The organism is Lysobacter sp. ISL-50 (assembly GCF_018612875.1).
GTDB lineage: Bacteria > Pseudomonadota > Gammaproteobacteria > Xanthomonadales > Xanthomonadaceae > Lysobacter.
The window spans coordinates 84,773-108,397 of sequence record NZ_JAGGRI010000037.1 but is presented as its reverse complement, the minus strand read 5'-3'; the positions used below and the strand labels follow the sequence as shown (position 1 = coordinate 108,397).

At 66.0% G+C, this 23,625-nt stretch carries 21 protein-coding genes; 9 read left to right on the top strand and 12 right to left on the bottom strand.

Annotated features, from left to right (window positions below; translation table 11 throughout):
• Positions 1-328 precede the first annotated feature (328 nt).
• The 3 genes from J7J50_RS19805 (at position 329) to J7J50_RS19795 (ending at position 5,507) form a co-directional block, all read left to right on the top strand.
• Complete coding sequence (locus J7J50_RS19805; RefSeq protein ID WP_215055586.1) at positions 329-1,741, top strand: serine protease; 1,413 nt, start codon at positions 329-331, stop codon at positions 1,739-1,741.
• Positions 1,742-1,991: 250 nt separating this feature from the next.
• Positions 1,992-4,052: a M13 family metallopeptidase gene (locus J7J50_RS19800; protein ID WP_215055585.1), complete on the top strand. Its 2,061-nt coding sequence runs from the start codon at positions 1,992-1,994 to the stop codon at positions 4,050-4,052.
• A 534-nt stretch (positions 4,053-4,586) separates the two neighbouring features.
• Positions 4,587-5,507 carry a M14 family metallocarboxypeptidase gene (locus J7J50_RS19795; RefSeq protein WP_215055584.1) on the top strand — a complete coding sequence of 307 codons (921 nt, stop codon included), beginning with the start codon at positions 4,587-4,589 and terminating at the stop codon, positions 5,505-5,507.
• 63 nt (positions 5,508-5,570) lie between these two features.
• Here the strand turns inward: J7J50_RS19795 and J7J50_RS19790 are convergent, their stop codons facing one another.
• Positions 5,571-6,407: an amidohydrolase family protein gene (locus tag J7J50_RS19790; protein WP_215055583.1), complete on the bottom strand. Its 837-nt coding sequence runs from the start codon at positions 6,405-6,407 to the stop codon at positions 5,571-5,573.
• Positions 6,408-6,874: 467 nt separating this feature from the next.
• Here J7J50_RS19790 and J7J50_RS19785 point away from each other — a divergent pair, with 467 nt between their 5' ends.
• Entirely contained in the window at positions 6,875-7,459 is a 585-nt protein-coding gene (locus tag J7J50_RS19785; RefSeq protein WP_215055582.1) for a hypothetical protein, read from the top strand.
• Positions 7,460-7,532: 73 nt separating this feature from the next.
• On the opposite strand, the gene J7J50_RS19780 is transcribed toward J7J50_RS19785, so the two are convergent.
• The 3 genes from J7J50_RS19780 to J7J50_RS19770 form a co-directional block, all read right to left on the bottom strand.
• Positions 7,533-7,889 (bottom strand): hypothetical protein, encoded by a 357-nt coding sequence (locus J7J50_RS19780; RefSeq protein WP_215055581.1) that lies wholly within the window; start codon positions 7,887-7,889, stop codon positions 7,533-7,535.
• A 39-nt stretch (positions 7,890-7,928) separates the two neighbouring features.
• Positions 7,929-9,587 carry a tyrosinase family protein gene (locus J7J50_RS19775; RefSeq protein ID WP_215055580.1) on the bottom strand — a complete coding sequence of 553 codons (1,659 nt, stop codon included), beginning with the start codon at positions 9,585-9,587 and terminating at the stop codon, positions 7,929-7,931.
• A gap of 443 nt (positions 9,588-10,030) precedes the next feature.
• On the bottom strand, positions 10,031-10,402 hold the full coding sequence (locus tag J7J50_RS19770; RefSeq protein WP_215055579.1) for a CVNH domain-containing protein: 372 nt from the start codon (positions 10,400-10,402) through the stop codon (positions 10,031-10,033).
• A 439-nt stretch (positions 10,403-10,841) separates the two neighbouring features.
• On the opposite strand from J7J50_RS19770, the gene J7J50_RS19765 reads away from it, so the two are divergent.
• Positions 10,842-11,225 (top strand): YciI family protein, encoded by a 384-nt coding sequence (locus tag J7J50_RS19765; RefSeq protein ID WP_215055578.1) that lies wholly within the window; start codon positions 10,842-10,844, stop codon positions 11,223-11,225.
• A 19-nt stretch (positions 11,226-11,244) separates the two neighbouring features.
• Here the strand turns inward: J7J50_RS19765 and J7J50_RS19760 are convergent, their stop codons facing one another.
• Entirely contained in the window at positions 11,245-12,393 is a 1,149-nt protein-coding gene (locus tag J7J50_RS19760) for a hypothetical protein (RefSeq protein WP_215062908.1), read from the bottom strand.
• 859 nt (positions 12,394-13,252) lie between these two features.
• Here J7J50_RS19760 and J7J50_RS19755 point away from each other — a divergent pair.
• Positions 13,253-13,531 (top strand): hypothetical protein, encoded by a 279-nt coding sequence (locus J7J50_RS19755; RefSeq protein ID WP_215055576.1) that lies wholly within the window; start codon positions 13,253-13,255, stop codon positions 13,529-13,531.
• 370 nt (positions 13,532-13,901) lie between these two features.
• Here the strand turns inward: J7J50_RS19755 and J7J50_RS19750 are convergent, their stop codons facing one another.
• From J7J50_RS19750 to J7J50_RS19730, 5 genes are all read right to left on the bottom strand, one after another.
• Complete coding sequence (locus tag J7J50_RS19750; RefSeq protein WP_215055575.1) at positions 13,902-14,381, bottom strand: hypothetical protein; 480 nt, start codon at positions 14,379-14,381, stop codon at positions 13,902-13,904.
• A 105-nt stretch (positions 14,382-14,486) separates the two neighbouring features.
• Complete coding sequence (locus tag J7J50_RS19745; protein WP_215055574.1) at positions 14,487-15,122, bottom strand: hypothetical protein; 636 nt, start codon at positions 15,120-15,122, stop codon at positions 14,487-14,489.
• A 41-nt stretch (positions 15,123-15,163) separates the two neighbouring features.
• Complete coding sequence (locus J7J50_RS19740; RefSeq protein ID WP_251044494.1) at positions 15,164-15,361, bottom strand: LuxR C-terminal-related transcriptional regulator; 198 nt, start codon at positions 15,359-15,361, stop codon at positions 15,164-15,166.
• A 380-nt stretch (positions 15,362-15,741) separates the two neighbouring features.
• Positions 15,742-16,854 (bottom strand): alpha/beta hydrolase, encoded by a 1,113-nt coding sequence (locus J7J50_RS19735; protein ID WP_215055572.1) that lies wholly within the window; start codon positions 16,852-16,854, stop codon positions 15,742-15,744.
• 191 nt (positions 16,855-17,045) lie between these two features.
• Positions 17,046-17,567 (bottom strand): hypothetical protein, encoded by a 522-nt coding sequence (locus J7J50_RS19730; protein ID WP_215055571.1) that lies wholly within the window; start codon positions 17,565-17,567, stop codon positions 17,046-17,048.
• Positions 17,568-18,048: 481 nt separating this feature from the next.
• Here J7J50_RS19730 and J7J50_RS19725 point away from each other — a divergent pair, with 481 nt between their 5' ends.
• The 3 genes from J7J50_RS19725 to J7J50_RS19715 all read left to right on the top strand — a co-directional run bounded on the left by J7J50_RS19725 (position 18,049) and on the right by J7J50_RS19715 (position 21,922).
• Positions 18,049-20,247, top strand: a complete 2,199-nt coding sequence (locus tag J7J50_RS19725) for a right-handed parallel beta-helix repeat-containing protein (RefSeq protein WP_215055570.1) — start codon at positions 18,049-18,051, stop codon at positions 20,245-20,247.
• A 291-nt stretch (positions 20,248-20,538) separates the two neighbouring features.
• On the top strand, positions 20,539-21,513 hold the full coding sequence (locus J7J50_RS19720) for a lipase family protein (RefSeq protein ID WP_251044495.1): 975 nt from the start codon (positions 20,539-20,541) through the stop codon (positions 21,511-21,513).
• Positions 21,514-21,634: 121 nt separating this feature from the next.
• The gene (locus J7J50_RS19715) at positions 21,635-21,922 is read left to right on the top strand and encodes a DUF333 domain-containing protein (RefSeq protein ID WP_215055569.1); all 288 of its coding nucleotides are present in this window, start codon (positions 21,635-21,637) and stop codon (positions 21,920-21,922) included.
• Between the two features lie 57 nt (positions 21,923-21,979).
• On the opposite strand, the gene J7J50_RS19710 is transcribed toward J7J50_RS19715, so the two are convergent.
• Positions 21,980-22,834 carry a plasmid replication/partition related protein gene (locus J7J50_RS19710; RefSeq protein ID WP_215055568.1) on the bottom strand — a complete coding sequence of 285 codons (855 nt, stop codon included), beginning with the start codon at positions 22,832-22,834 and terminating at the stop codon, positions 21,980-21,982.
• A gap of 148 nt (positions 22,835-22,982) precedes the next feature.
• A complete protein-coding gene (locus J7J50_RS19705; protein ID WP_215055567.1) occupies positions 22,983-23,570 on the bottom strand; it encodes a DUF1579 family protein in 588 nt (195 codons plus the stop codon).
• Positions 23,571-23,625: the final 55 nt, after the last annotated feature.

Genomic DNA, 23,625 nt, shown 5'->3' with positions numbered 1-23,625 from the left:
CGTACTCGTATCTGCACATGCGACAGCCGGCATTTGTTGATTGCCGGTGAGATGAATGGATCATCGATGTGATTTTCGCCTACACGATATCGAATTCGCCTGCAATTGCGTTTGCAAGGCTTTGCTGTCCTTTGATTGACTTGTTTTGTGATTAATTTCACGATTGATGAAGCCGGAGTTTCACCAAGTCACCAGAACGGCACAAGTGAGGTAGGGCGATTCCGGAGACGATCCGTTTGCGTTCATGTCCCCGTGAAATCGCATGACTTGGTCGCGGCTTGGAGAAGGGGATATCCAACTCGCGATCGCACTCGAGGAATTGTTCGTTATGAAACATAAGAATCTGCTTTGCCTGGCGATGCTGGCCAGTGCGTCGGGGCTGGCGGGTACCGCCGCCGCCGGGGAAATGGGCTCCGCGCGGGTCACCGCCAAGCCGTTGGCGCGCGCGTTCGGCGCCGACGACTTCGCGACCACCAGCGATGCGGCCATCGCCCGCATTGTCGAGTTGGGCCGGCCGACCCATGAAATGCTGGACGCGCTGCGCGAGGGACGCGCGCTGCAAGGCAAACACGGGAAGCCGCTGAGCATCGGCATGGCCCGCACGGTCGAGCGCAGCCGCATCGATCTGAATTCGCTGGACTGGCAGACGCTTGCCAACGGCTCGCGCGGCGCCCGTTTCAGCCTTACCTCGACTCAGGCGGCGGCGCTGCGCGCCGGCCTGCGCCTGCGCGGCAACGGCCGTCCGGGCGCGGACCCCGCGGCGGTATCGTTGCGCTTCGCGGGCAACGACGGTCGCGTGTTCGGCGAGAGCGGCAAGGCCTTCGCCGGCGACCAGATCGCCTGGTCGCCGATCGTGGCCGGCGATACCATCGTCGTGGAAGTCGAACTGGCGCCGGGACAGCGGCCCGACGACTTCACTGTGGAGGTGCCGAAGCTTTCGCATCTGGACGTGGACCCGTCCCTGAGCTCGAGCGCCATGACCAAGGAGGTGGGCGTCATCGGGATCGGCGGCAGCCAGGACTGCCAGCGCGACGTGGTATGCCGGGTCAATCCTTCGCCCGGCTTCGTGGCGGCCAGCAAGGCTGTCGCGCGGATGGCGTTCACCAACCCGGATGGCAAGACCTACTACTGCACGGGCACCTTGCTCAATAACAGCAACACGCCCAAGCGCCACCTGCTGTGGTCCGCCGCGCACTGTTTCAGCACCCAGACCGTGGCCAACAGCCTGCAGACATACTGGTTCTTCGATTCCGCCGGGTGCGATACCGACACGCTCAGCCCGTCGGCGGTGACCGTTACCGGCGGCGCCTACCTGCGCCACGCCAACACCAGCCGCGATACCCTGCTGGTGGAACTCAAGAACGCTCCGCCGGCCGGCGCGTTCTACGCCGCCTGGAACAACGCCGCGTTGACCACCACTGGGACCGCGTTCGAAACGATCCATCATCCCTACGCGGACTTGAAGAAGTATTCGCTGGGCACGGTGACCGATCCGTCGACCGATTACTATTCGTACGAGCCGATGACCGAGGTTCGGTGGAATACCGGCGTCACCGAAGGCGGCTCGTCGGGTTCGGGCCTGTTTACGGTGGACGCCAGCGGCGAGTACCAGTTGCGCGGTGGCCTGACCGGCGGCAACTCGTCCTGCAAGGCCAATTTCCTGGTCGGGCCGAACAAGCCGGATTACTTCTCGCAATTCAGCGGGGTGTGGCCGAACATCTCGTCGTACTTCTCGCCGTAAGGCATAAACGCGCCGCCTCTTCCAGCTTGTGGAAGAGGCGGCGCTTCTGGCGCGGTTCACGCTCGCGCCATTGTCGTGCCGGCCTTGCCGACATGCGGGCAGGCCGGAATCGAGCGCGCAACGCGGCAGTTTTTCCAGGACTGGCGCTTGGCCAAGCCCAGCAGGCCGATTGCGTGCTCCCCCCGCAACGGCCCGCGACACTTCCCGTCCTGCTGCGCTAGGCTGCACCCTTTCCATCAGGGGATCGCCTATGAAGCCTTCACGTTTGAGTCTGAGCCTGGCGCTTGCCGCCGCGTTCGCCGTTTCCTCCGCCCACGGCGCCGACAGCGCGGTCAAGGGCAAGCCGCAGTTGGGCAGCTTCGGCGTGGACCTCAGTGCGCAGGACAAGAGCGTCAAGCCGGGCGACGATTTCAATCGCTATGTCAGCGGTCATTGGCTCGATACGTACCAGTTGAAGGACTACGAGACCACCTACGGCTCGTTCAACATCCTGCGCGACCAGTCCGAGGCGCAGGTGCACGCGATCATCGAGTCGCTGCAAAAGCGCAAGGATCTGGCGCGCGGCAGCGACGCGCAGAAGCTGCGCGACTACTACGCCAGCTACATGGACCGCGCCGCGCGCGATGCCGCCGGGATCGCGCCGTTGCAGCCGGTGCTGGATCGGATCGGCGCGATCAGCTCCAAGGCGGCGCTGATCGAGGTCTTCGGCAACAGCGATCTCGACAGCAGCGCGGCGCCGCTGCGTTTCAACGTCGAACTGGATCGCAAAGACCCGGACCAGTATCTGGTCGGTCTGCGCGTCGCCGGCCTGGGTCTGCCGGATCGCGATTACTACCTCAATCAGGATGCGCGCTTCGTCGGCATCCGCGCCGCGTATCTGGCCCATATCGAGCGCATGCTCGGCTTCGCCGGGGTCAAGGACGCGAAGGCGCGCGCGCAGGCGGTGCTGGCGCTGGAGACCGAGCTGGCCAAGCCGCAGTGGGAGCGCGCGCAGTTGCGCGATCGCGACAAGACCTACAACGTCGCCACCGTGGCCGAACTGGCGAAGCAGTACCCGGGTTACGACTGGGCCGCGCAGGCCAAGGCGCAGGGGCTGCCGGCGCTGAATCGCGTCAACGTGGTCACGCCGAGCGCGGTGCAGCCGGTGATCGACGTGGTCGCGCGCACGCCGCTGCCGGTGTGGCGCGATTACCTGACTTTCCACGCCGTGCGCGGCAACGCGCCGCTGCTCAGCCGCGAGATGGACGACGCCGCGTTCGCCTTCACCGGCACCGTGCTGGGCGGGCAGAAGGCGCAGCGCGACGACTGGAAGCGCGCGGTGGCCGCGGTCACCGGCACCGACGGTCTGGGCGATGCGATGGGCAAGCTCTACGTCGAGAAGAATTTCTCGCCGCAGGCCAAGGCGGCGATGCAGGCGCTGGTGGAGAACCTGCGCACCGCGCTGCGCAGCAATATCGAGAAGATCGACTGGATGGGCGATGCGACCAAGGCCGAGGCCTATCGCAAGCTGTCCACGTTCCGGCCCAAGGTCGGTTATCCGGACAAGTGGCGCGATTACTCCAGCGTGACCATCGTGCCGGGCGACCTGATGGCCAACGTGATGCAGATGCGCCGCTACGGCCGCGACGATCAGAACCGCCGCATCGGCACCCGCCCGGATCGCGACGAATGGTTCATGACGCCGCAGACGGTCAACGCGTACTACAACTCGACCTTCAACGAGATTGTGTTCCCGGCCGCGATCCTGCAGGCGCCGTTCTTCGATCTCAACGCCGACCCGGCGGTGAACTACGGCGGCATCGGCGCGGTGATCGGCCACGAGATGGGCCACGGCTTCGACGATCAGGGCAGCAAGTCCGACTACGCCGGCGTCCAGCGCAACTGGTGGACCGACGCCGACCGCGCCGGCTTCGAGCAGCGCACCAAGGCGCTCGGCGCGCAGTACAACGCGTTCTGCCCGCTGCCGGGGCAGTGCGTCAACGGCGCGCTGACGATGGGCGAGAACATCGGCGACCTGGGCGGCGTTTCGATGGCTTACACCGCGTATCAGCTGAGCCTGGGCGGCAAGCCCACGCCGGTGATCGACGGGGTGAGCGGCGATCAGCGTTTCTTCCTGTCGTGGGGGCAGGTGTGGAAGAGCAAGTATCGCGATGAGGCCTTGCTCAATCTGATCAAGACCAACCCGCATTCGCCGGGGCAGTACCGCGCTTATGGTCCGCTGCGCAATTTCGACCCGTGGTATCAGGCGTTCGATGTGAAGGCGGGCGACAAGTTGTATGTGGCGCCGGATCAGCGGGTGCGGATCTGGTGATGAAATGAAGATCTGCTGAGATCGGTTCGCGGGAGCGCCGACTCGGTCCCTCTCCCGCTTGCCATCCGGGGGAGGCGCGGCGGAGGGAGTCACTGCTCTGTTTAGCCCCTCTCCCGCAAGCGGGAGAGGGAGTCAATGTTCTGTTTTAGCCCCTCTCCCGCTTGCGGGAGAGGGGTTGGGGTGAGGGCGCGGTCAGCGGCAGAACTCGAAGCAACAGCATTCGCGCCTGCGGCGCTCATTCCCTCACCCCGGCCCTCTCCCGCAAGCGGGAGAGGGAGTCAATGTTCTGTTTTAGCCCCTCTCCCGCGTGCCACCCAAGGTGACTTCCTTCGGGGCGCGGGAGAGGGAGAGGGGCAATGCTCGGTTCAGCCTTCTCCCGCTTGCGATGGTTTCACCGTCGCGTGGATTCCGCCCGGGCGGATTCCGGTCTCAGCCAATGGTCTGCGCGTGGCATCGGACGAAAACGGCCTGGACATGGCGGCGGCGGTGATAAAATCCCGGATTCTCCCGTAACGCAGCCAAGCGAGCGACGCGATGACCAGCCAAGCCTTCTACCCGATCGGTACGCCCGGCCAGCCCTGGGGGCCGGCGGAGGTCGCCGAGTGGCGCTCGCGGCAGGTCCGCCATCGCAGCTACGAAGCCGAGGTGGCGAGCAAGATCGATTCGCTGCGCTCGCGTTTCGATGTGGTGGAGTACGGCGCACTGGATTACGCGCCCGATCGCTATCGGCTGTTCGCGATCAAGAGCCGCGACTGGCGCGACGACCTGCCCACGGCGTTGATCACAGGCGGCGTGCACGGCTACGAAACCAGCGGCGTGCACGGCGCGCTGCAATTCGTCGAGCGCCACGCCGCGGACTATGCCGGCAAGGCCAACCTGCTGGTCGCGCCCTGCGTCAGCCCGTGGGCTTACGAACGCATTCATCGCTGGAATATCGATGCGATCGATCCCAACCGCTCGTTCCGCGACAACAGCCCGGCGCAGGAATCGGCCGCGCTTATGGCGTTGGTGGCGCCGTGGCGCGATCGCGTGCTCATGCACATCGACCTGCACGAGACCACCGACACGGACGAATCCGAGTTCCGCCCGGCCTTGGCCGCGCGCGATGGCAAGCCGGACGAACCGGGCGAAATCCCGGACGGTTTCTATCTGGTCGGCGACAGCGAAGACCCGCAGCCCGAGTTCCAGCAGGCGGTGATCGCGGCGGTGGCGATGATCACCCACATCGCCCCGGCCGACGCCAAGGGCGAGATCATCGGCGCCACGGTCGTCGCCCCGGGCGTGATCAATTATCCGGTGCGTTCGCTGGGCCTGTGCGCCGGCATCACTGACGCGCGCTACCGCACCACCACCGAGGTCTATCCCGACAGCCCGCGCGCCACGCCCGAGCAATGCAATACCGCGCAGGCCGCGGCGGTGTGCGCGGCGGTCGATTTCGCCCTGGCGCAGGCCTGATCCGGGGCGCGTCGATCGGCCGGTGTCGATCGACGCGCGAACCGCCCGCCCGCGGCGGCGGTGTCAGCGCTTGTCGCCGAACAACTTGTTGGCGTTGCCCCAGCGGATCTTGCGTTTCTCTTCCGCGCTCAGGTCCAGCTTTTCCAACGCATCGCTGGCCTGCTTGAGCGAGAGCTGCGGATAGTCCGATCCGAGCATCACGTTGTCGATGCCGACATTGCGGATCGTCCACACAAACTCCGGCTCGACCGGCGAATCGGCCACCAGCACCACGGTGGCCGAGATGTCGAAGTGGATGTTGTCGAAGAAGAAATCCTTCGCCGTGCGCGCCAGGAACAGGCTGTTCCAGAAGCGGAAATCCAGGCCGCCCATGTGGGCGAAGACGAATTGCGTCTTGGGCAGTCCCACGGCCAGGTTGAACAGGTTCTGGCTGTCGCCCGGGACGATGTTGAAGTTGTCGAACAACACCGCCACGCCCAGTTCGCCGGCCAGTTTGCACAGCGCGCGCACCTGCGGGTCGGCGATGTCGAAGTGCTGCGTGTGCGGATGCAGCTTGATCGCTTTCACGCCCAGCCCGGCCAGCCGTTTCAACTCGTCGATGGCGACCTGTCCGTCGAGCGGATGCACCGAGGCGATCGGCATCAGTTTGGGATAGCGCTTCGACAAAGCGATCAACTCGTCGTTCTTGCGCCGGTTCTCTTCCGTTTCGCCCTTGATCGCCATGTAGATGCCGCTGTGGCGGGTGACCGGCTGGTGCTCGGCCTCCAGTTGCGCGTAGTACTCCTTGAGCGATTTCTCGCCGTGCCAGACATGGACGTGGACGTCGAATACTTCGTCCTGGGCCAGGGCGAGCGGGGACAGGCAGGACAGCATCAAACCCAGGAGGGCGTGCTTGATCATGGGGCGGGCCTCGTCGGAAATGCCGGAGCAGGGGACCGATGCCGCTGGCGACCGGCGAACCTTGCGGAGCGCGCGCGGGAGCGAGTCGGGCTGCGAGCCATATCGCATGTCTTTTCGCCCAAGGCAAATCCGATGGTGCGATGCGGCGCGGACCGGGTTGCATCGGCGAACCGCACGCACGCCCGCCGACCGGCTTATCTGCGCTCGCAGACCGCACCCAGCTGTCTTCACATCATCGATGCGTTCGCGTTTGAACCAGTGCGTGCGGCGTGGCATTCGATGCGCCGGAGCGGGCGGGCCGCTCGACACGGCGCGAACCGCTTCGTCGGCGAACCCTCGCCGCACGCACTCATCTTTGAACGCCACCCCGCAGGCCTCGCTGCATCCGCGCATTCCCCCGGCGAGGCCGCATCCCTCCGAACCCGATCGCATCGGCTCCCGCCAGGGAGCGCAGAAGGAGTTTCGACATGCCTATCAATTTGTACCGCGGCGACAGCCGGCCCCCCGCCGACATCAAGGCCGCGGGCGGCTTCAACGCCTGGGTTCCGCTGACTCAGCCGCTGGTCGTGGCGCTGGTCAATCGCTGCATGGGCCAGCCGCCGCCGTACGCGCCGGTGGCGTTGCCGCCGCCGGCCGACACCACGCCGCTGCAGGCCGCGCTCAACAGCAACAACCCGATCAACCTGCTGACCTTGATGGCCGAGATCAAGAAAGGCAAAAGCCACGACACCGTGCACATCTCCACCGACGTCAGTCCGGCGGCGGGCGGCTACGGCAGCAGTTACGTCTATCGAATGACCATGACCTTGAACTACCAGCGCAACGGACGTGGCGCGGTGATCCCGGTCGGCAACAACTCCGCGGTGCTGGCCTCGGCGGTGAGCACCAATCTGGTCTTCGACGCCGCCACCATGCCGGCTTCGCAGCTCATCGCCCTGACCGGCGTCGGTGCGGTCGGGCTGACCGAGGTGGCGTTCCTGACCTCGATTCCCTACGCGTACATCACCGACTATCAGGCGCCGGGCGGGAACGTGTGGCTGCCCATGCCGTAACGATGCGGTTAGCGGTGGCGCCGGGCCGTTCCCATGGGCGATGGGAGCGGCCCGATGTCGTCGGGCGGGTTCGCTAGTTCTTCCCGTCGTCGCCCGTTACCCGCAGCTCCAGTACCTCATCCGCGTTGGCATCGCGTGCGGTGCCGCCGGCGGGCGTGGTGACGAGGCGGATGCGCACGCGCGTGCCGCGGATCGCTTCGGCGGGCAGGGGAACGGTGTAGGTGCCCGCGTCGCGACCGGCGCGGATCGCGTGCGGCGAGATCACGCCCAGGCTGCGGCCGTCTTCGCCGAGCACTTCGATTTCCTGTCCGCCCGCCAACGCGCCCAGGCGCACTTCGAGATAGACGGCTTCGCCCGCGCGCGGCGGATGCGCGAGCGTCAGCGTGCGGTAGCCGCCGGCGGCCGCGCACCCGCTCTGCGCGATCAGCATCGCGAGAGCGAGAGCGACGGCGCGCCGGGGCATGTCCGCTCAACCGCCGGAGGTGATCGACACCGCGTGCACCGGCACCGGATCGGCCGGTTGCGTACCCGACGGCACCAGCCGGATATTCAGCCGCGTGCCGGCGCTTTCCGCGTTCGAGTTTGAGAACGCCTGCAAGGTCTTGCGCAGCGGGACCGCGAAGGTGGCCGAGTGCGACATCGCCATGTTGGGCATGGTCGGGCCGAAGAAGGCGAGGGTGCCGGCGTAGTACGGGCTGTCGGCATCGACGCGGCTGACGTTAGCGGGCGCGTTGACCAGCACGTCGAACTCGCGCGTCACCGCCAGGCCTTCGGGACGGTCCATGGTGACCTCGGCGATCAGCGGCGCCGGCAGCGCGTCGCTGAGGTGGCGCTTGACCAGGGCCGAGGGCAGCACGACGGAAGCGGCATCGGCCTGGATGTTGCCCTTGATCGCGCCGTAGCGGTTCGCGGACGAGGTCGGCTTGATCCGCGGAATGATCGGCATCTCGCTGCCGAAGCCCGGGCCGTAGTCGTAGTCGAACACGGTGGTGCTGACGTAGTCGCCGGCCTTGCTCGGGCCGACGAAACCGCCTTCGCCATCGACGTAGAACAGGAACGGCTCGTCCATGAAGGTCGCCAGGTCGTCGCCGGTCGGCAGGATCGGCTGCCCGGCGGCGAGCTGTTTCTTCGTCCACACGTCCCACAGCCGGTCCATGTTGGAGTGGTGAAGATAGAAGATCGGGTCCACCGGCGAGAGGAAGTTGGTCATATTGCCGTAGGGGCCCGGATCGATCGCGCCGACGCCGCCGATGTAGTTGTGCACCTTGTTGTGCGGAAAGCCTTCCAGGATCGAGAAGTTCGTCGAACCGTCGGGCTGCACCAGATGGGTCGCGGTCTTGGAACTGGCGAAGCTGTTGCTGATGCTGGGATCGTAGAACAAGGTCGGCATCAACCCGGAGCTGACGATGTGCGGCGAGACGTCGTAGGCGGTCTTCGGGTCGAGCTTGGGATTGGAGCGCGACAGATAGCGCGCGCCGCAGGTGATGGCGAAGCTCTGGTTGCCCGACAGGCCGGCTTTGTGCGCGACGCTGTAGCCGGTGACATCGTTCCAGACATCGTCGAAGGTGGGATAGCCGCGCGTTTGCAACTGCGCGCGCTGCGCGCTGCTGAGCGAGTTCCAGTACTTCAGCATTGCCGGTTTGACGAACTCGGTGAACTTGAACAGGTTGCCGGTGTAGGGCGCGTAGGCGCCGTCGGTCGGCGTGAGCACGCCGTCGAACATGCCGGAGGGAATCTCCGGATGCCGGGTCCAGTCCCAGAACGGCATGGCGAAGCTGGCGTCGCCGCTGAGCTTGCGGATGGTGCGTTCGAAGTAGCCCACGTAACCGCGGTGCCAGACGTAGAACCACCAGTTGCCGTGCGGGCAATCCAGGAAGTGGGTGAAGGCGTTGCGGAACCAGTTGTGCGGGTGTTCGGCCGGAAGCGCGAGCATGGCCTGGACGCCGCGCGCGTAGCTGGCGAGCATGCGCTGGCCTTCGACGGTGGCGACATCGTGGCGGCGATAGCGCGCGGTCGGGTCCGAGCCCTTGGCGCCGGGACCGGCGGCCAGCAGCGAGCCGAACGGCAGCAGCGAGCCGCCCACGGCGGTGGTGGCGGTGCTCAGAAATTCGCGGCGTGTGTAGCGCATCGGGCTCTCCTTTGGGTTCGTGGCGATCCTCAATCCCTTGCACGGACGACGGGGCGCGTGGTCCGCGTCGCCGTCGTGAGTGCGCGGCGGCGGCTGGATTCACTGCGATCGAGCCCAGGCGAGCGCGCTCGTGGTGGTGAGCGCGCGTGAGCCAGATCTCTTGTCCCCCGGTCGATCCGGATCGAGCATTGTCTGTGTGAACGGGGCGGAAGCCCGGTTTCGGACAGGCGCGGCGAGATAGATCCGGATTTGCAGTTGAGGTCACACAATGCAGCGATGCGCGCGGGCGCGAACACGGCGAGCGCTTCATCGATGCGGGCGGTGTCGCCGGGCGCTTCGACGCGGCGGCCGCGACGCGGCGCGTTCAATCCTTCCGCGTCGCGCCGCCCATTCGTGCCGGACAGGCCTCAACCTGCCCGGCACGTCGTCCTGCCCGGCGCGGCTCAGGTGCCGCAGATCTGCGGCGTGCCCGCATAGCCGCAGCACAGCTTGCCGTTGCTGTTGACCAGATTGCGGCCGCCGAAGGGATCGGAATAGCACTGGCCGAACTTGCTCATGTCGAAGGTGGCTTTGCGCCAGTTGCCGTTGGCCATGCGGCAGTTCGCCTGCAGGGTGCAGCCGTTCATGGTCACGTCGTTGCACGACTGCCAGAACGAGTACTGGGTGGTTTTCGGCGGCAGCGCGCACGTGGTCGCGGTGGATTGCGGAAACGCGTCGGTCAATTTCGCCGGCGCCTTGGCCGGCGGTTCGGCGGCGGCGGCGATGCCGGCAACGATCAACAGCAACGATGCGAGGATCAGGGACAACCGGTTCATGGCGATTTCCTTGTAGGCGTGGAAACGAGCGCAGGCGACCATCGCCTGGGCTTGCTCGCGCGGCGTCCGCGCCGCGCGACTTGCGTGGCCCGCTCGCGATCGCCGGCGCCGGTCGCTTGCGGCGAGCGGCTCTTGTGGCAACGGTCTATGGCGATCGCGAAGGACAAAAAATCCGCGTCATCGCAAGGATTGTGAGCCGCGTCACGCGCTGAAGACCGGCCCGCGCCTGGGTTGCGCCGTGCGCTTCGCCTGGCGTTCGGCTCCGGGGCGGGGCGGTTCGGCCGGGCCGGCGCGCGGCCGCGACGACCCGGCCGCGAATATTTTTCGACATCGTGTCGATCCGGCCGCCGCCCGTTCGTCGTCAAGGCAGGAGCGGGGTTTACGCGCCGGAACCGTCCGGCGGCCCGCGCTCCCCTTTCATGCCACCAGGAGACGACCGATGCGCTTTCTTTCGCTGATCCGGATCAACGAGACCACCAGCCAGGCGCCCAGCGAGCGCTTGCTCGCCGACATGGGCAAGTTGATGGAGCAGATGACCCGCGAGGGCGTGCTGATCGAGACCGCCGGGCTCAAGCCCAGCGCCGAAGGCGTGCGCCTGCGCCTGCGCGGCGGCAAGGTGGCCGCCACCGACGGGCCCTTCACCGAGGCCAAGGAAGTGATCGGCGGCTACGCCATGCTGGAAGCGAAGACGAAAGAGGAAGCGATCGCGCACACGCGGCGGTTCCTCGAAGTCCACGGCGACGAGTGGGACATCGAATGCGAACTGCGGCCGTTGCATGACGACGGCCGCTGCGGCCGCCAAGGCGCGGCGGTGGCCGACTGATTCGCCGCCGCGGTACGGGTCAGCGATTCGTCGCCGGCCCGTTCACCCCGGCGTATCCGTTCGCGCAGCCGGTGGTGCAGGTCGTCGCCAGCATGTTGTAGACGATGCGGCCGGCGTTGGTCTTGGAGCGGAAGTGGCCGACGCCGTTGCTGGTGTCGCCGCCGCCGGCGTTGTACGGGCTGCCGTCGCTCCAGTCCCAGTCGTAGGCATAGGCGCTGCTGCCGGCGCCGATGTCCACCTGCGCCTTGACGTTGCCCGCGGCGTTGAACAGCGCGCCGTTGGCGCATCCGGCCGAGTAGCTGGTGGTGAAGCACTGCACCTGGTCGTAGGCGCCGGCGGTGATGCTGTAGAAGGCGATGGTGCTGTACGTCGCCGGCATCGCCCGCAGGCTGTTGCTGCCGCTGCCGGTCCAGCGGTTGTAGCCGTAGTAGGCGACGCCGCTGCTGGGATACAGGCCGAAGGTGTAGTAGTCGTAGGGGAAGACATACGCCTCGGCGTTGCAGGTCGGCGCGTACACCGACTGATAGCCCGTGCTCAGGCAGGTCTGCAATCCGCGCAGGCCGCCGCCGATGTTGACGAAGCGGCGCACGCTGGCCTGGTAGCCGTAGTACTTCACCATCGCCAGACTCATCGACGAACCCAGCGAGTGCGAGACGATGTCCACCTGGCTGCGGCCGGTATAGGTTTTGACCTTGTCGATGAAGGTCCTGAGGATCTGGTACTTGGCCGGCTCGTGATAGTTGTATTGCGGCGAGCCGCGCTCGTCCGCGTCCAGGTAGCTGACGCCGAACAGCTCGCAATCGTTGTAGCCGCGCGACTTGAGTTCGTCGTAGATCGAATAGGCCGGCGTGGTGTAGCCGCTGACCGCGCCCGGCGGCATGTCGAAACTGATCGCGCTGTCGCCGTTGCCGGCGACGAACACCACCGGTGTGCGCGTGGCGATGCAATCGCCGCCGCCGAATCCGCCGCTGCCGACGCCGGGATTGAAGCCGCCCGCGTACTGGCTGGCGGCGCCCTGGCAGGTGTAGCCGTTGTTGGCGCCGCAGTCCAAGGCCCGCGCGGTGGAGGGGATCAGCGCGGTGCCGCCGCCCGAGGCGAGCAACAGCGCCATCAGTACCGGGCCGCCGGTTGAGACGCGGCGCAGATACGAACTAGTGGATTTCAGCATGCAGCGAAACATGATCGCCTCCTAGCGGCGGTTCGACAGCGGCAGGAACTGATCGGCCGATGGTGGGCGCCGCGAAGCGGCTTCGCTATTGCACCTATGGGCGATGGCCGGCCCGGGCGCGGGACGGCGTTTGCGATCGGCGGATCGACGGAGCAGTCATCGTCGAGGCCTTGCGTTCAACGCAGGTGGCGCGTCGGGGGATTCGCGCAAATACCGCGAGTCATCACTTTCGATGGCGATTCGCTTTCGCGCCTGCGTCACAAATATCGATCGTCGTCATTCAAATTTACGATCGATCGAATTCGATTCGTCAATCGGTTGGGGCGCGGGAACATTGATTCTGCGTGCGTGTTTGATGGGTTCTTGAGATGTTTAATCACCCTGAGTAGATGATTGTGGGTTGCCAGGGGCACGCGGCTGTTGAAGCAAGAAAAAGACGAAAGCATCCCGCATGCAGCGATTGTTCCGGCACCGTCGAGCCGCGTTCGCTGCGATGATCGTGATCGAATTGCGCCGCTTTCCAGCTGCGCGCGCTGCACTCGCACGGTTCAAGCCGTCGGTGGCGGCGATCCGGCCGTTTCCGCGAGGTGCGGTCTTATAGTGTTTTTCACTATCAAAAAGCGCGGTTAGTTGAACCTGTAAGGCACATCACGATCGATCCGTGGACATCGCGGCAAGACGGCGGCCGCTATCGCGAAAAAGCAAGCGGACATGCAATCGATGCCATCGGGCGGGCGATTGAATTTTGCCGGCGCGTGTTTAAGTTTTGCCCAGTGTCCGATCCGGACGGGCGCGCAACGAGCGACACAATCGCGCCGGGACTTCCCCGGTTACTCAAATGTCTCGATGGAGTTTACTCATGACTGTATCTCGTCGTTTTTTCTCGCCCCTGTTGATCGTCGCCGGCCTGCTGACGACGGGCTCCGCATTGGCGGGTGAAAGTTTCACCCTCTCTCTTTCCGATGGTTCGGTAAACACTTCGAAGGAAGAAATGATCGAAGTCGTCCGCGCCCAGTTGGTCAGCGCTTGCGAGGCCAAAGGCGGCACCGCGGGCGAATTCGTGGTCAACGGCACCTACTTCGATCCTTCCAGCGAGGTCCAGTTCGTCGAGGGAACCATCACCTGCCACAGGAACTGACGGCAGCGTTTGTCCGCCGCCGACGATCCCGATCGCCGGCGGCTCCGGCGCCGTTGCGGTGCGATGGACGGTGCGATCTGCGACGGATTTTCTCCGTCGTCGCGCTCAGGGAGTGTGCGCGGCCTGTTCGTCGGTGAACGGCCGCGCGTATTGCGCCACGCTGGGCCGCACTTTGCCGGGCTCTTCCCACTGGATCATGAGCGAGGAATGCCCGAACCACACGCCCCGCTTGCACGGCGCCTTGACTGGTTGAGCCAGGCTCCGGTGGGTTGCGACGGCGTGGTGCGGTCGTGGCGGCCCATGAGTATCGTCACCAGGACCGGCCGCGCATCCGGGTGCACGATCGGCTGCTTTAGACCCGGTCGCCTGCTCAGGAATCGATCGCGCTGGCGCCGAACAGCACGCCGTTGGCGCCGCCCGGCAGGGTGCACAACACCGAGGTATAGCCCCAGTAGCTGACCGTCGGCAGCGAGGTGTAGTTGCTGTAGGTCGCATCGCTGCGGGTGAAGCTGGTCGAGCTGAGGAAGGTGCCACTGTAGTTGTAGGCCGAGACCGTGCAGGTGGTGGACGCGCCGGCGTAGTTGCTGCCGTCCACGTAGTAAGCCTGGGCCGGCCCGGTGACCGGATGACGCACGATCGGGCAGATGACCGGTCGCGGGCTGGCGTTGAGGTTGCGCACGCCGCTGGTGAGGTAGTCGATGTCCAGCGCTTGCGATGCGTTGTAGTTGTTGCAGGCGGTGCCGCTGATGTTGATGTTCTGCGCGGTGGCCGCCTCGGCGCTTGCCGGAACGGCGCTGCCCAGCGCGCCCACAGTGAGGCTGAGGGCGAGGATCGTTGCATTGGCTTTCATGTATGACTCCGTGAGTTGAGTAGACGTTTCCCTGTCCTTCATCGCCGGCGTCGGTTCAGGGGGGCCGGCGCCGGGCTGAAGCTCGATGCTGCGCGGCGACCGCGCTCAGCCACGCGGGCCGCGCGTGGCGGCCGCGTCGGGCGCCATCAGATACAGCACGGTTTCGGTCTGGCCGTTGGCGCCGACCACGCTCTGTCCGACCATGCGCGGCAGCAGATCGCTCAGCTGCTGCGACCACAGCGGAAGATTCTTGTTGACGCTGCCGCGGCCGTCGTCGCTGACCTGGACCCGGCAGGTGGTCGCGCGGCATTCCACGTTGCGCATCGCGCCGCGCATGGTGGCGTCATGATTGATCGCATCCCGTAAACGTGTCGTAGCCGTGGGCGCCCAGCGCGGATCGACCCGTTCCCGGCCGAACGCGGCCTGCAGGCCGGCGACGAAGGCGGCGTGGCGCCGGCTGTCTTCTTCGATCGCGCGTTTTTGATCGGCCGGTGCTGCGTCGCCGTGCAAGCGCTGCGCGGCGGTCTGCGTGCGCAGCTTGTCGATCTGCGCCTGCAAGGCGGCGATCTGATCGGCCGAACCCGACGATTGCGTGGGATCGGCCGTCTGAGTTTGCGCGGAAACCGCGGGGCCCGATTGCGATACGGCCTGACGGGTATCGGAGTCGAGGTACAGGAAAATCGCGAGGCCGCCCAATCCGAGCAGCGCGCCACCGATCCATGTGGGCGAGATGGTTTTCATGATCGATGATGTACCAGATCCTTGCCGCGAAGGCATGTCGCTTAAACAACGACACCGCCCACGCTGCGCAGCGCTTCGCTCCAGATCTTCGCGATCAGCTTGCGCCGCGAATTCAGTCCGGTCTTGTGATAGATGCGTTGCCATAGCGTGCGCACGGTGGAGATCGAGCATTCCAGCGATGCGGCGATCTGCTTGTCTTCGGCGCCGCGCGCGGCGGCGATGAGCACCGATTGTTCCATCGGACTCAGCAGACAGTAAGTAGTTCGGGCGACCTCGCGTAGCAGGACGTCCCGGACCGTTTCGGGGCAGTGCGCAGAAGCCGATGACATCCGATGTCGGAAAATGCGGCGGGGGAGATGAAGCGAACGCAAGTTTCCGCGCAAGCAGGCCAATTCAAGGGGTTTCGCGTTTAGACACGGTTAAAAAGCATGAAGGAGACGGCGCGCCGTCTCCTTCATGTTTTGCCGAGAGCCTTGCGGTTCAACGCATGCGGCGGCGCTTGAATGGCTTCGGGGCGATGAATCCGCCGGCGTGGCCGCCGTTCGGTTCCACGACGTTGCGCCTGAACTTTGCCGCGCTTGGCGTTGGAATCGCGCGAATTCAGCGGCCGCGCCGCGGTTCAGGGTTTCGGCGCCGGTTGATCCAAGGCCAGCGGCCGCACGTACTGCACCAGGCTGAGGAGCACTTTGCCCGGCTCTTCCCACTGGATCATGTGCGAGGAATGCTCGAACCACACGCCGTGCTTGTACGGCGCCTTGACCTGCTTGAGCCAGGCCTGGGTCGGTTGCGACGGCGTGGTGTAGTCGTGGCGGCCCATGAACATCACCACCGGGATCGGAAATTCGCGCACCCGGCTCATGTCCACGTCGAGGAACTCCGGCAGGATGCGGCCCAGCGAGAACACATTGCCTTCGTCCACCGCGGCGCGATCGCAGTCCTCGTATTCCGGCGACAGCGACGGCGCGCGGTAGAAGTAGCTGGACTCGTCGCGATACGCGCTCAGGCCGCCGTAGTACTGCGCCCACTTGCGCGCGATGATGATGCGCTCGCGGGTGATCGGCTGGTTGCCGGGGTAGGGCGCGATGGTCTGCATTTCCTTGACCGCCTCGGTGTTGCCGTGCGCCTTGGCCTGCTCCATGCCGTAGTCGAAACTGATGCGCTCGTTCTCGCGCACGTTGATGGCCTGGCCGATGCCGACATAGGCGTAGAACAGGTCCGGACGCTTCAGCGCGGCTTTCATGCCGACGATGGTGCCCCAGCTGTGGCCGGCCAGCACGACCTTGCGCTTGCCGTAGCGCTTGCGCACGTACTCGGCGATTTCGATGGCGTCGTCGACGTAACGGTCGATATGGATGGTGTCGGCGTAGCTGTTCGGGTCCTGCAGGGTGTAGGTCTTGCCGGCGCCGCGCTGGTCCCAGTTGACGACGGTGAAGTATTCCTCGATCGGGCGCTGGAACTGCCACGCGGTGGGGATCAGCGGCGAAGCCGGGCCGCCGTGCGCCATCAACAGGATCGGATTGGCCTTGTCCTGGCCGCGCACGTTGATCCACTGCTCGATGCCGCCGATGCGCGCGGCGTAGGCTTCCTGCACGCCGCCGGGCGCGAGGATGCGGCCCAGGTCCTTGACGATGGCGCGCGCGTCGGCGTACTTCGAGGTGTCCTTGCATTCGGCGGCGATGGCGGTGGAACTGGCGGACAGCAGCAGGGCGAGCAGGACGTAAGCAGTCTTCATGGATTGGGTCCGGAGCGAAAGGCCAGTTGCCGGTGGCGGTCGATGATACGGTCCGCCGGGCGCGCCCGGCATCGCCGATCATGCGGCAACTGATGCGGCGCAGGCGACGGCGGTTGCATCGGCTGCGAGGCCGCAAACGAGAAAGGCGGCCGATGGCCGCCTTTCCGTGCACCTGCCCGGGTGGCGGATGCTTACGGCAACTTGGTGCCCTGGTCGGCGATGCTCAGCCACTTGAATCCGTCGTGGGTGTAAGTGACGCCGGTCAGGGCTTTCTGCCGATAGCCGATGCGCGGAATCTCGTAGACGGTTTCGTACAGGATGTAGGCCGAGCGGCAGCCGTCGACGACACGATAACGCTCGGTCCAGCTCCACTTGGCTTCGCGGTTGGCGAAGTGGCTGGCCAGCGCGGCCATGATCGCGTCGATGCCGATGCGCGTGCCGCCGCTGTCGAACACGGTGATGGCGCGTTCGTCGTGGATGGCGCGGAAGGTCGCGGCGTCGTAGTCGCGGAAGGATTCCATGTCGGTCTTCTGCGCGATTTCGAACTGGCGCGCGCAGATGCGATGCAGAATGTTCTGGCCCTGGTTCAGAGCTTGCGCCGACGCATCGGCGGCCGCTTCGCCGGCGAAGGCGCCGCCGCTGGCGCATAGGGCGATGATCGAGCACACCAGCGGAAGCCGCGCACGCGCGCTGCGGGATTGATTGGAGGTCATGTCCGTTCCTTGTTCACTGCGGAGGGTGTGCGCACGGTAGCCAAGGGCCGTGCGCGGTGTTGTCCCCGAATCGCGGGGCCGGATGCTCGCCGGCGACAATTGGACTTATGCGCTGCGCAGGGCGCGCGTAAGCGCAAGCGCAGGCAAACGCGGGCGCGCGTTCGGCGATCCGGTGCGGGCCGGATGCGACGAATGCGCGCCGGACCCGCGTCGCGGCCGCGCGTATCGCGCGCGGCCGACCCGCCGCCGCCCGATTACGCACAATCCGGCGCTCACCGGTCTGCCAAGCGCCCGCCGAACCCGGCTTTTATCGCGACACGCATCACAACTCAGTCGCGTGATGACAGCCTCCACTATTGAGCCATGACGGCCCATGGCATTTACCTGCGCAGCCCAGGCACGCGCCGGGACCGGAGCGGGGAGCGCTTCGGAACGCGCCCGTCGGCGGCCGTCATGGCCGCCGCGGCGAGGATCGCTGCGCGTGCGCGGCTACACCTTTCATATCGCCACCATCCACGGGGATTTCGCAGTGGCCATCGATCGACGCAAACCGTTGTCCGTATTCCATCGCAGGCTGCGCGGGCTGTGCCTGCCGGCCCTTTTGTTGAGTTGCGGTCTGATCCCACTGGCCGTGTCGGCGCAGGCGCGGATCGGCGGCGAAGGCCAGGCCCACACCGGCCTGCTGTGGCCGGCGCAGGCGCCGGCCAACTACTGCAGCGCCGGCGTCATGCCGACGGGCCCTGCGACCTTGCCCGAGGGCGCGATCCTCGTGCCGGCCGGCGACAACAGCCGTTTCGATTTCAATCGCAGCGGCGTGACGTTCTGGTTCGAAACCGGCGAGCACACCTTCGGCGAAGATATCTACGGCCAGATCATCGCCCGCCCGGGCAACACCTATCTGGGCGCGCCGGGCGCGATCCTGGACGGCAAGAACAAGAATCTGTACGCCTTCACCAACGCGGTCGATAACGTCGTCATCCGCTATCTGACCATCCGCAATTTCGGCCGCGACCGCGACAACTTCGACCAGGGCGTGGTCAACCACGATGCCGGCGACCACTGGACCATCGAATACAACACCATCGTCGACAACGACGGCGCCGGCGTGTTTCTCGGCAGCGACAACCGTGTGCGCTACAACTGCCTGAAGGACAACGGCCAGTACGGCTTCAGCATGTACAAGAAGCCGCTGCCCAGCGTCGAGCCGACTCCGGAGAATCCCATTCCGGGCCGCTCGGCCATCGTCGGCATCGAACTGAGCTACAACGAGATCGCCGGCAACAACACCGACGACTGGGAAACCTCGACCAAGTGCGGCTGCACCGGCGGCGGCAAGTTCTGGGACGTGCGCGGGGCGAAGGTGGTCGGCAATTACGTCCACAACAACCGCGGCACCGGCTTGTGGGCCGACACGAACAACATCGACTTCCTGTTCGAGAACAATTTCATCAAGGACAACGACGGCGTCGGCATCTGGTACGAGATCAGCTACAACGCCACGATCCGCAGCAACACCTTCATCAACAACGCCTGGGCGTCGGGCAACTCCGACCGCGGCTCGCCGGCGCCGGCGATCTACCTGTCCGAATCCGGCGGCGATTCGCGCCTGCAGTCGCAGATCAGCGGCTCCACCGCGCTGCGCATCTACGACAATTACTTCGAGAATAATTTCTCCGGCGTGTCGATCTACGAGAACGCCAACCGCTTCTGCAACTCCAACGGCAATACCAGTTCGGTGTACTGCACTCCGTTCGTGCATCCGGCGCTGATCGCCCGGCCCGATCCGGACCATCCGACCAAGTACCCCGATCCGGTCAGCAACCTGCATCCGTGCTACACCCAGATCGGCGCCGACCCGGTCCTGCAGCGCGATTGCCGCTGGCATGCGAAGAACATCGAAGTGACCAACAACGAGTTCTACTTCGATCCGGCCGTGGTGCCGTGCAACAGCTCCAGCTATTGCGGCGCGCAGGCGCTGTACGCGACCGGCGATAACAACCTGACCTGGTCGCCGTACACCGTGCAGCAGGTGCAGAGCGATGTGATGTTCAACAACAACAATCGCTTCGCGAACAATCACTACTACGGCCCGTGGCGCTTCGCCAAGCGCTACGGCGAGGCGATCAGCTTCAGCGCCTGGCAGGCCGCGCCGTACCATCAGGACGCCGGCAGCACCACCGACGGCTCGCCGTTCAATCTGCTCGATCCACCGACCGCCACGCTGGAGCCGTCGGCCGGTCTGTGGAATGCGTGGTATGGCAGCGCCATCGCCCGCGCCGATCAGGGCCACACCGGTACGCACAGCCTGCAGGTGGTCAGCAGTGGCTATTGGGGCGTGCAGGTCGCCAATCATCCCGGTTATCTGGCCGACAACGGCGCCAAGCGGGTGAGCCTTTGGGTCAAGCACGCGGCCGGCACGGCATCGTTGCCGGGTAATTCGCGCCTGCGTCTGCGCTGGCTCAAGGAAGACGGCACGCCGGCCACCGGCGATGAGGACACGTCCTTCAGCGACGTGATGTTCGGCGCGATCGGCGACGATTGGTCGCAGGTGACCGGCACCGTGCAGCCGCCGCCGCTGACCGCGAGCGTGTGGATCATGTTGCTGGGTTCGTCCGACTCGGGCCATGAGGATGCGACCTTCTACGTGGACGACGTCGTGGTCGAAGACGCGCCGCAGTAAGCGCCGCGAAGGCGCCGCCCGCGCAGTCAGCCGGCGCGGGCGAGGGTCGGCGGGATCGACCTCGAAGACGGAGCAGCGGTTCGCGCGCTGCTCCGTTTTTTTGTCCTCAAGCCGGTGCGTTTGACGTACTAACGAATGCCGCGTGCGAACCGGACCGGCCGCAGCCGACCGAGTCCCGCCGCAATCAGGCAAGGCGCGTCCCATTGCCTATCGCGCGTTCTGCGCCGTCTCGCGGCGCCGGACGCGCTCGCCCGCGCGACGTCATTCCGCTAACCAACGACGAGGCGAACCATGAGCCCGAGCAACGCGATGGCCCAACGAGCGACTTCCGATGTGCAATCGGTGTCCAATCCGACTCTCGACGCGACCTTGACCCTGGCCCTGGCGGCCGCGTCCAAGGCCGCTTACGACTATTACCAGGGCACGCCGTACCAGGCGCCCGCCGGTTACACCCAGGTCGGCGCCTGGACTGGTTGGGATGCGATCTTGTTCACCGGTTCGGAAGAAAAATACGGGCTGGTGTTCCAGTCCGACAGCGACCCGGGCACCTGCATCTTCGCCTTCCGCGGCACCGACTCGGACCTGGACGCGTACGAGGACGTGCATTTCATCCCGACCGATTTCGTTCCCACCAGCGGCAGCATCAGCCCGACGCCGCGGGTATCGTCGGGTTTCTACGGCATCTACGACGGCACCGGCGGCGGCATGAGCCAGTCGATGCGGCAGCAACTGTTCGCCTTGCTGCAACAGTTCCCGACCACGCAGTTGTATGTGACCGGCCACAGCCTGGGCGCGGCCTTGAGCCAGTTGTTCTCGCTGGATGTCGCCATCAGCCAACCGACCACGGCGTTGAACATCAACTTCTCCAGCCCGATGGTCGGCACCGACGACTGGGCGATCGCCTACGCCAGCAAGATCGCCGACAGCGACAGCGTGCGCGTCTACAACTATTGGGACTATGTGCCCTCGCTGCCGCCGTCGGCGTTCGACTACAGCGCGGTCGGCAGCGGATTCCGCACCGCGTTCTACGTCGATCACGAGTGGTTCCCGCATCTGCTGTCGCGCCACTCGCTGATCAATCTGTGCACGGTGCTGACCAACGCCCTGCCGGTAACGCCGCAGCAGTGGGCCGGCACGTTCCCGGACTACGTCGACGCTTCGCTGACCATGATCAGCACCGATCCGCCGGCCGGCGCGGACGTGCGCTGGGCCGATCAGGCCCAGGCGCAGATGGCGTTCGAGAACAACGTGGCCGTGCGCGGCTGACCGCCGCGACCGCTGCATGGCAAGGCGGGCGCTGCGCGCGGCCATCGCGCGCGGCGCCCTTCACTCCGGCGTGAACCGGGAAAACCCTATAGTGGCGGCCGTTTCCCGCGAGGTCCCGATCATGAATCAACGCGCTGTGTCGCCGCTGCTGTCGCTCGCCGTGCTGGCCCTGGCCGCCTGCAGCACCCCTTCGGCCCCGACCGCGGACAACACCGCTGCCGCCGCCAAGCCGACCGCGGTCGGCCTGGCCAACCCGGCCTCGGTGCATTGCGGGAAAGTCGGCGGCAAACTCGAAATCCGCACCGGCAAGGACGGCGGCCAGTACGGCCTGTGCACGCTGCCCGACGGGCGCGTGTGCGAAGAGTGGGCGCTGTTCCGCGACGGCAAGTGCGAGAAGCCGGCGGAATAACTCGGCCGGCGCGCGCTCAGGCGTGATGTCTCAGCCGGCGCGCGTGCCCGGCGAAACTTACGCCAGCGCCGCCTGCAATTCGGCGATCTCGCGCCGCAGCGCTTCGTTCTCCGCGGTCAATTCTTCGACCCGTTGACGCAAGGCCTGCAGCTCGGCGTCGTCGCCGGCCGAAGCCGCATCGTTCGCCTTGGGCTCGCGCGGCTTGCGCTTGGATTCGCGCGCGCGCTTGGCCGCCTGCTTGAGCTCGTCGCCACCGGCCATGGCCGCGGCGCGCTGCTCTTCGGCGGGCAGGGTGGCGACGGCGGCCGCGGCGTTGATCGAGATCGCGCCGGATTTCACCGCGGCCACGACTTCCGGCGTGGCCTGCTTCTGGATCTTCTCGATCAGCCCGACCTGATTGCTGCTCAGGCGCGCGGCCTTGGCCAGTGCTTCGCGGCTGTCGAACACGGTGGTGCCGGCGGGCGCGTCGCTGGACCACGGCGGCGCGCCGTCGGCGTCCTGATCGGACGCATCCGCCACTGCCGGCGCGGGTTCCGGCTCCGGCGCCGCCGCTTCGGCCTGGGCGCGCTGTTCCTCGGCCAGCGCGCGCCGCGCGGCGAGGATTTCGCGCTTGCGCAGCGCCAGCACGCCGCGCTGGAAATCGGAGACGCTGCGCCGGCCCAGGTGCTGGTCGATCATCCACAGGTGCACATCGTCCATCGACTGGAAGCGAGTGTTCTGCACGGTCTGGAACGGCAGATCGTGCTTGCGGCAGATGCCGTAGCGGTTGTGGCCGTCGATCAGCACGCTGCCCCACAGCACCAGCGCGTCGCGGCAGCCCTCGGCCAGGATGCTGGTTTCCAGCGCCTCGTATTCGTCCGGCGTGAGCGGATCGATATAGGCCTTGAGCGACTCGTTGATCAGGATTTCCATGAAACAGGGCCAGCCGACAACAGTGGGGGCGGCATTGTAGGCAGTTGCGGGCGCGGCGTCAGGCGTTGACAGACCGGATTTGTCGCGGGCGGGCGATCCGGGCGGCGGCGAACGCCCCAACGCCATGTGTTTGGGCCGATCCGATGGATCACGCCACGCGCTTGTACCGGGACACCCAATTGGTCTCCCAGGTCTTGCCGTCGTCCGGCGAAAACGCTTGCTCCCATTGCAGCGAGGTCGCGGTGATCCGCGACCACACGCCGCGGACCTTGACCGGCTGGTTGCGCACGGTGTTCTTGCCGAAGAAGGTGCCGATGCCGCCGGCGAAGCCGCCGAGCATGGGCGGGTCGAGCTTGTGCGGGTTGCGCGTGTCCAGCCACCAGTCGGCCCAGGTCTTGCTCGCGGGGTCGTAGCTGCGCAGGCCCAGGCCCTGATACGGCAAGCCCGGGCGGCGCACGCTGCTTTCGTCCATTTGGGCCAGGCCGCCGAACATCGGCTGCACTTTGCACACGCCTTCGAATTCTTCCCAATCGTGGTTGTCGAGCAGGCGTTCCTTGAGGCGGAGATAGCGGACTTGCCAGCTGCCGAGGAAGAAGTCGAACGCGCGCGCGGGATCGTCGGCGGTCGCGGTGCCGGTGTTGGTTTCGGCGCCGGCGACGCCGGCCGGAATCGCGCCGGCCACGGCGGCGAGCAGCGACAGTTGCACGATGCGGCGGCGGTCGGGGTCTGGCGTCATGAACGGTCTCGTTGAGTGAGGATGAAGCGCGATAGGGGTGGACGGCGCCGCACTA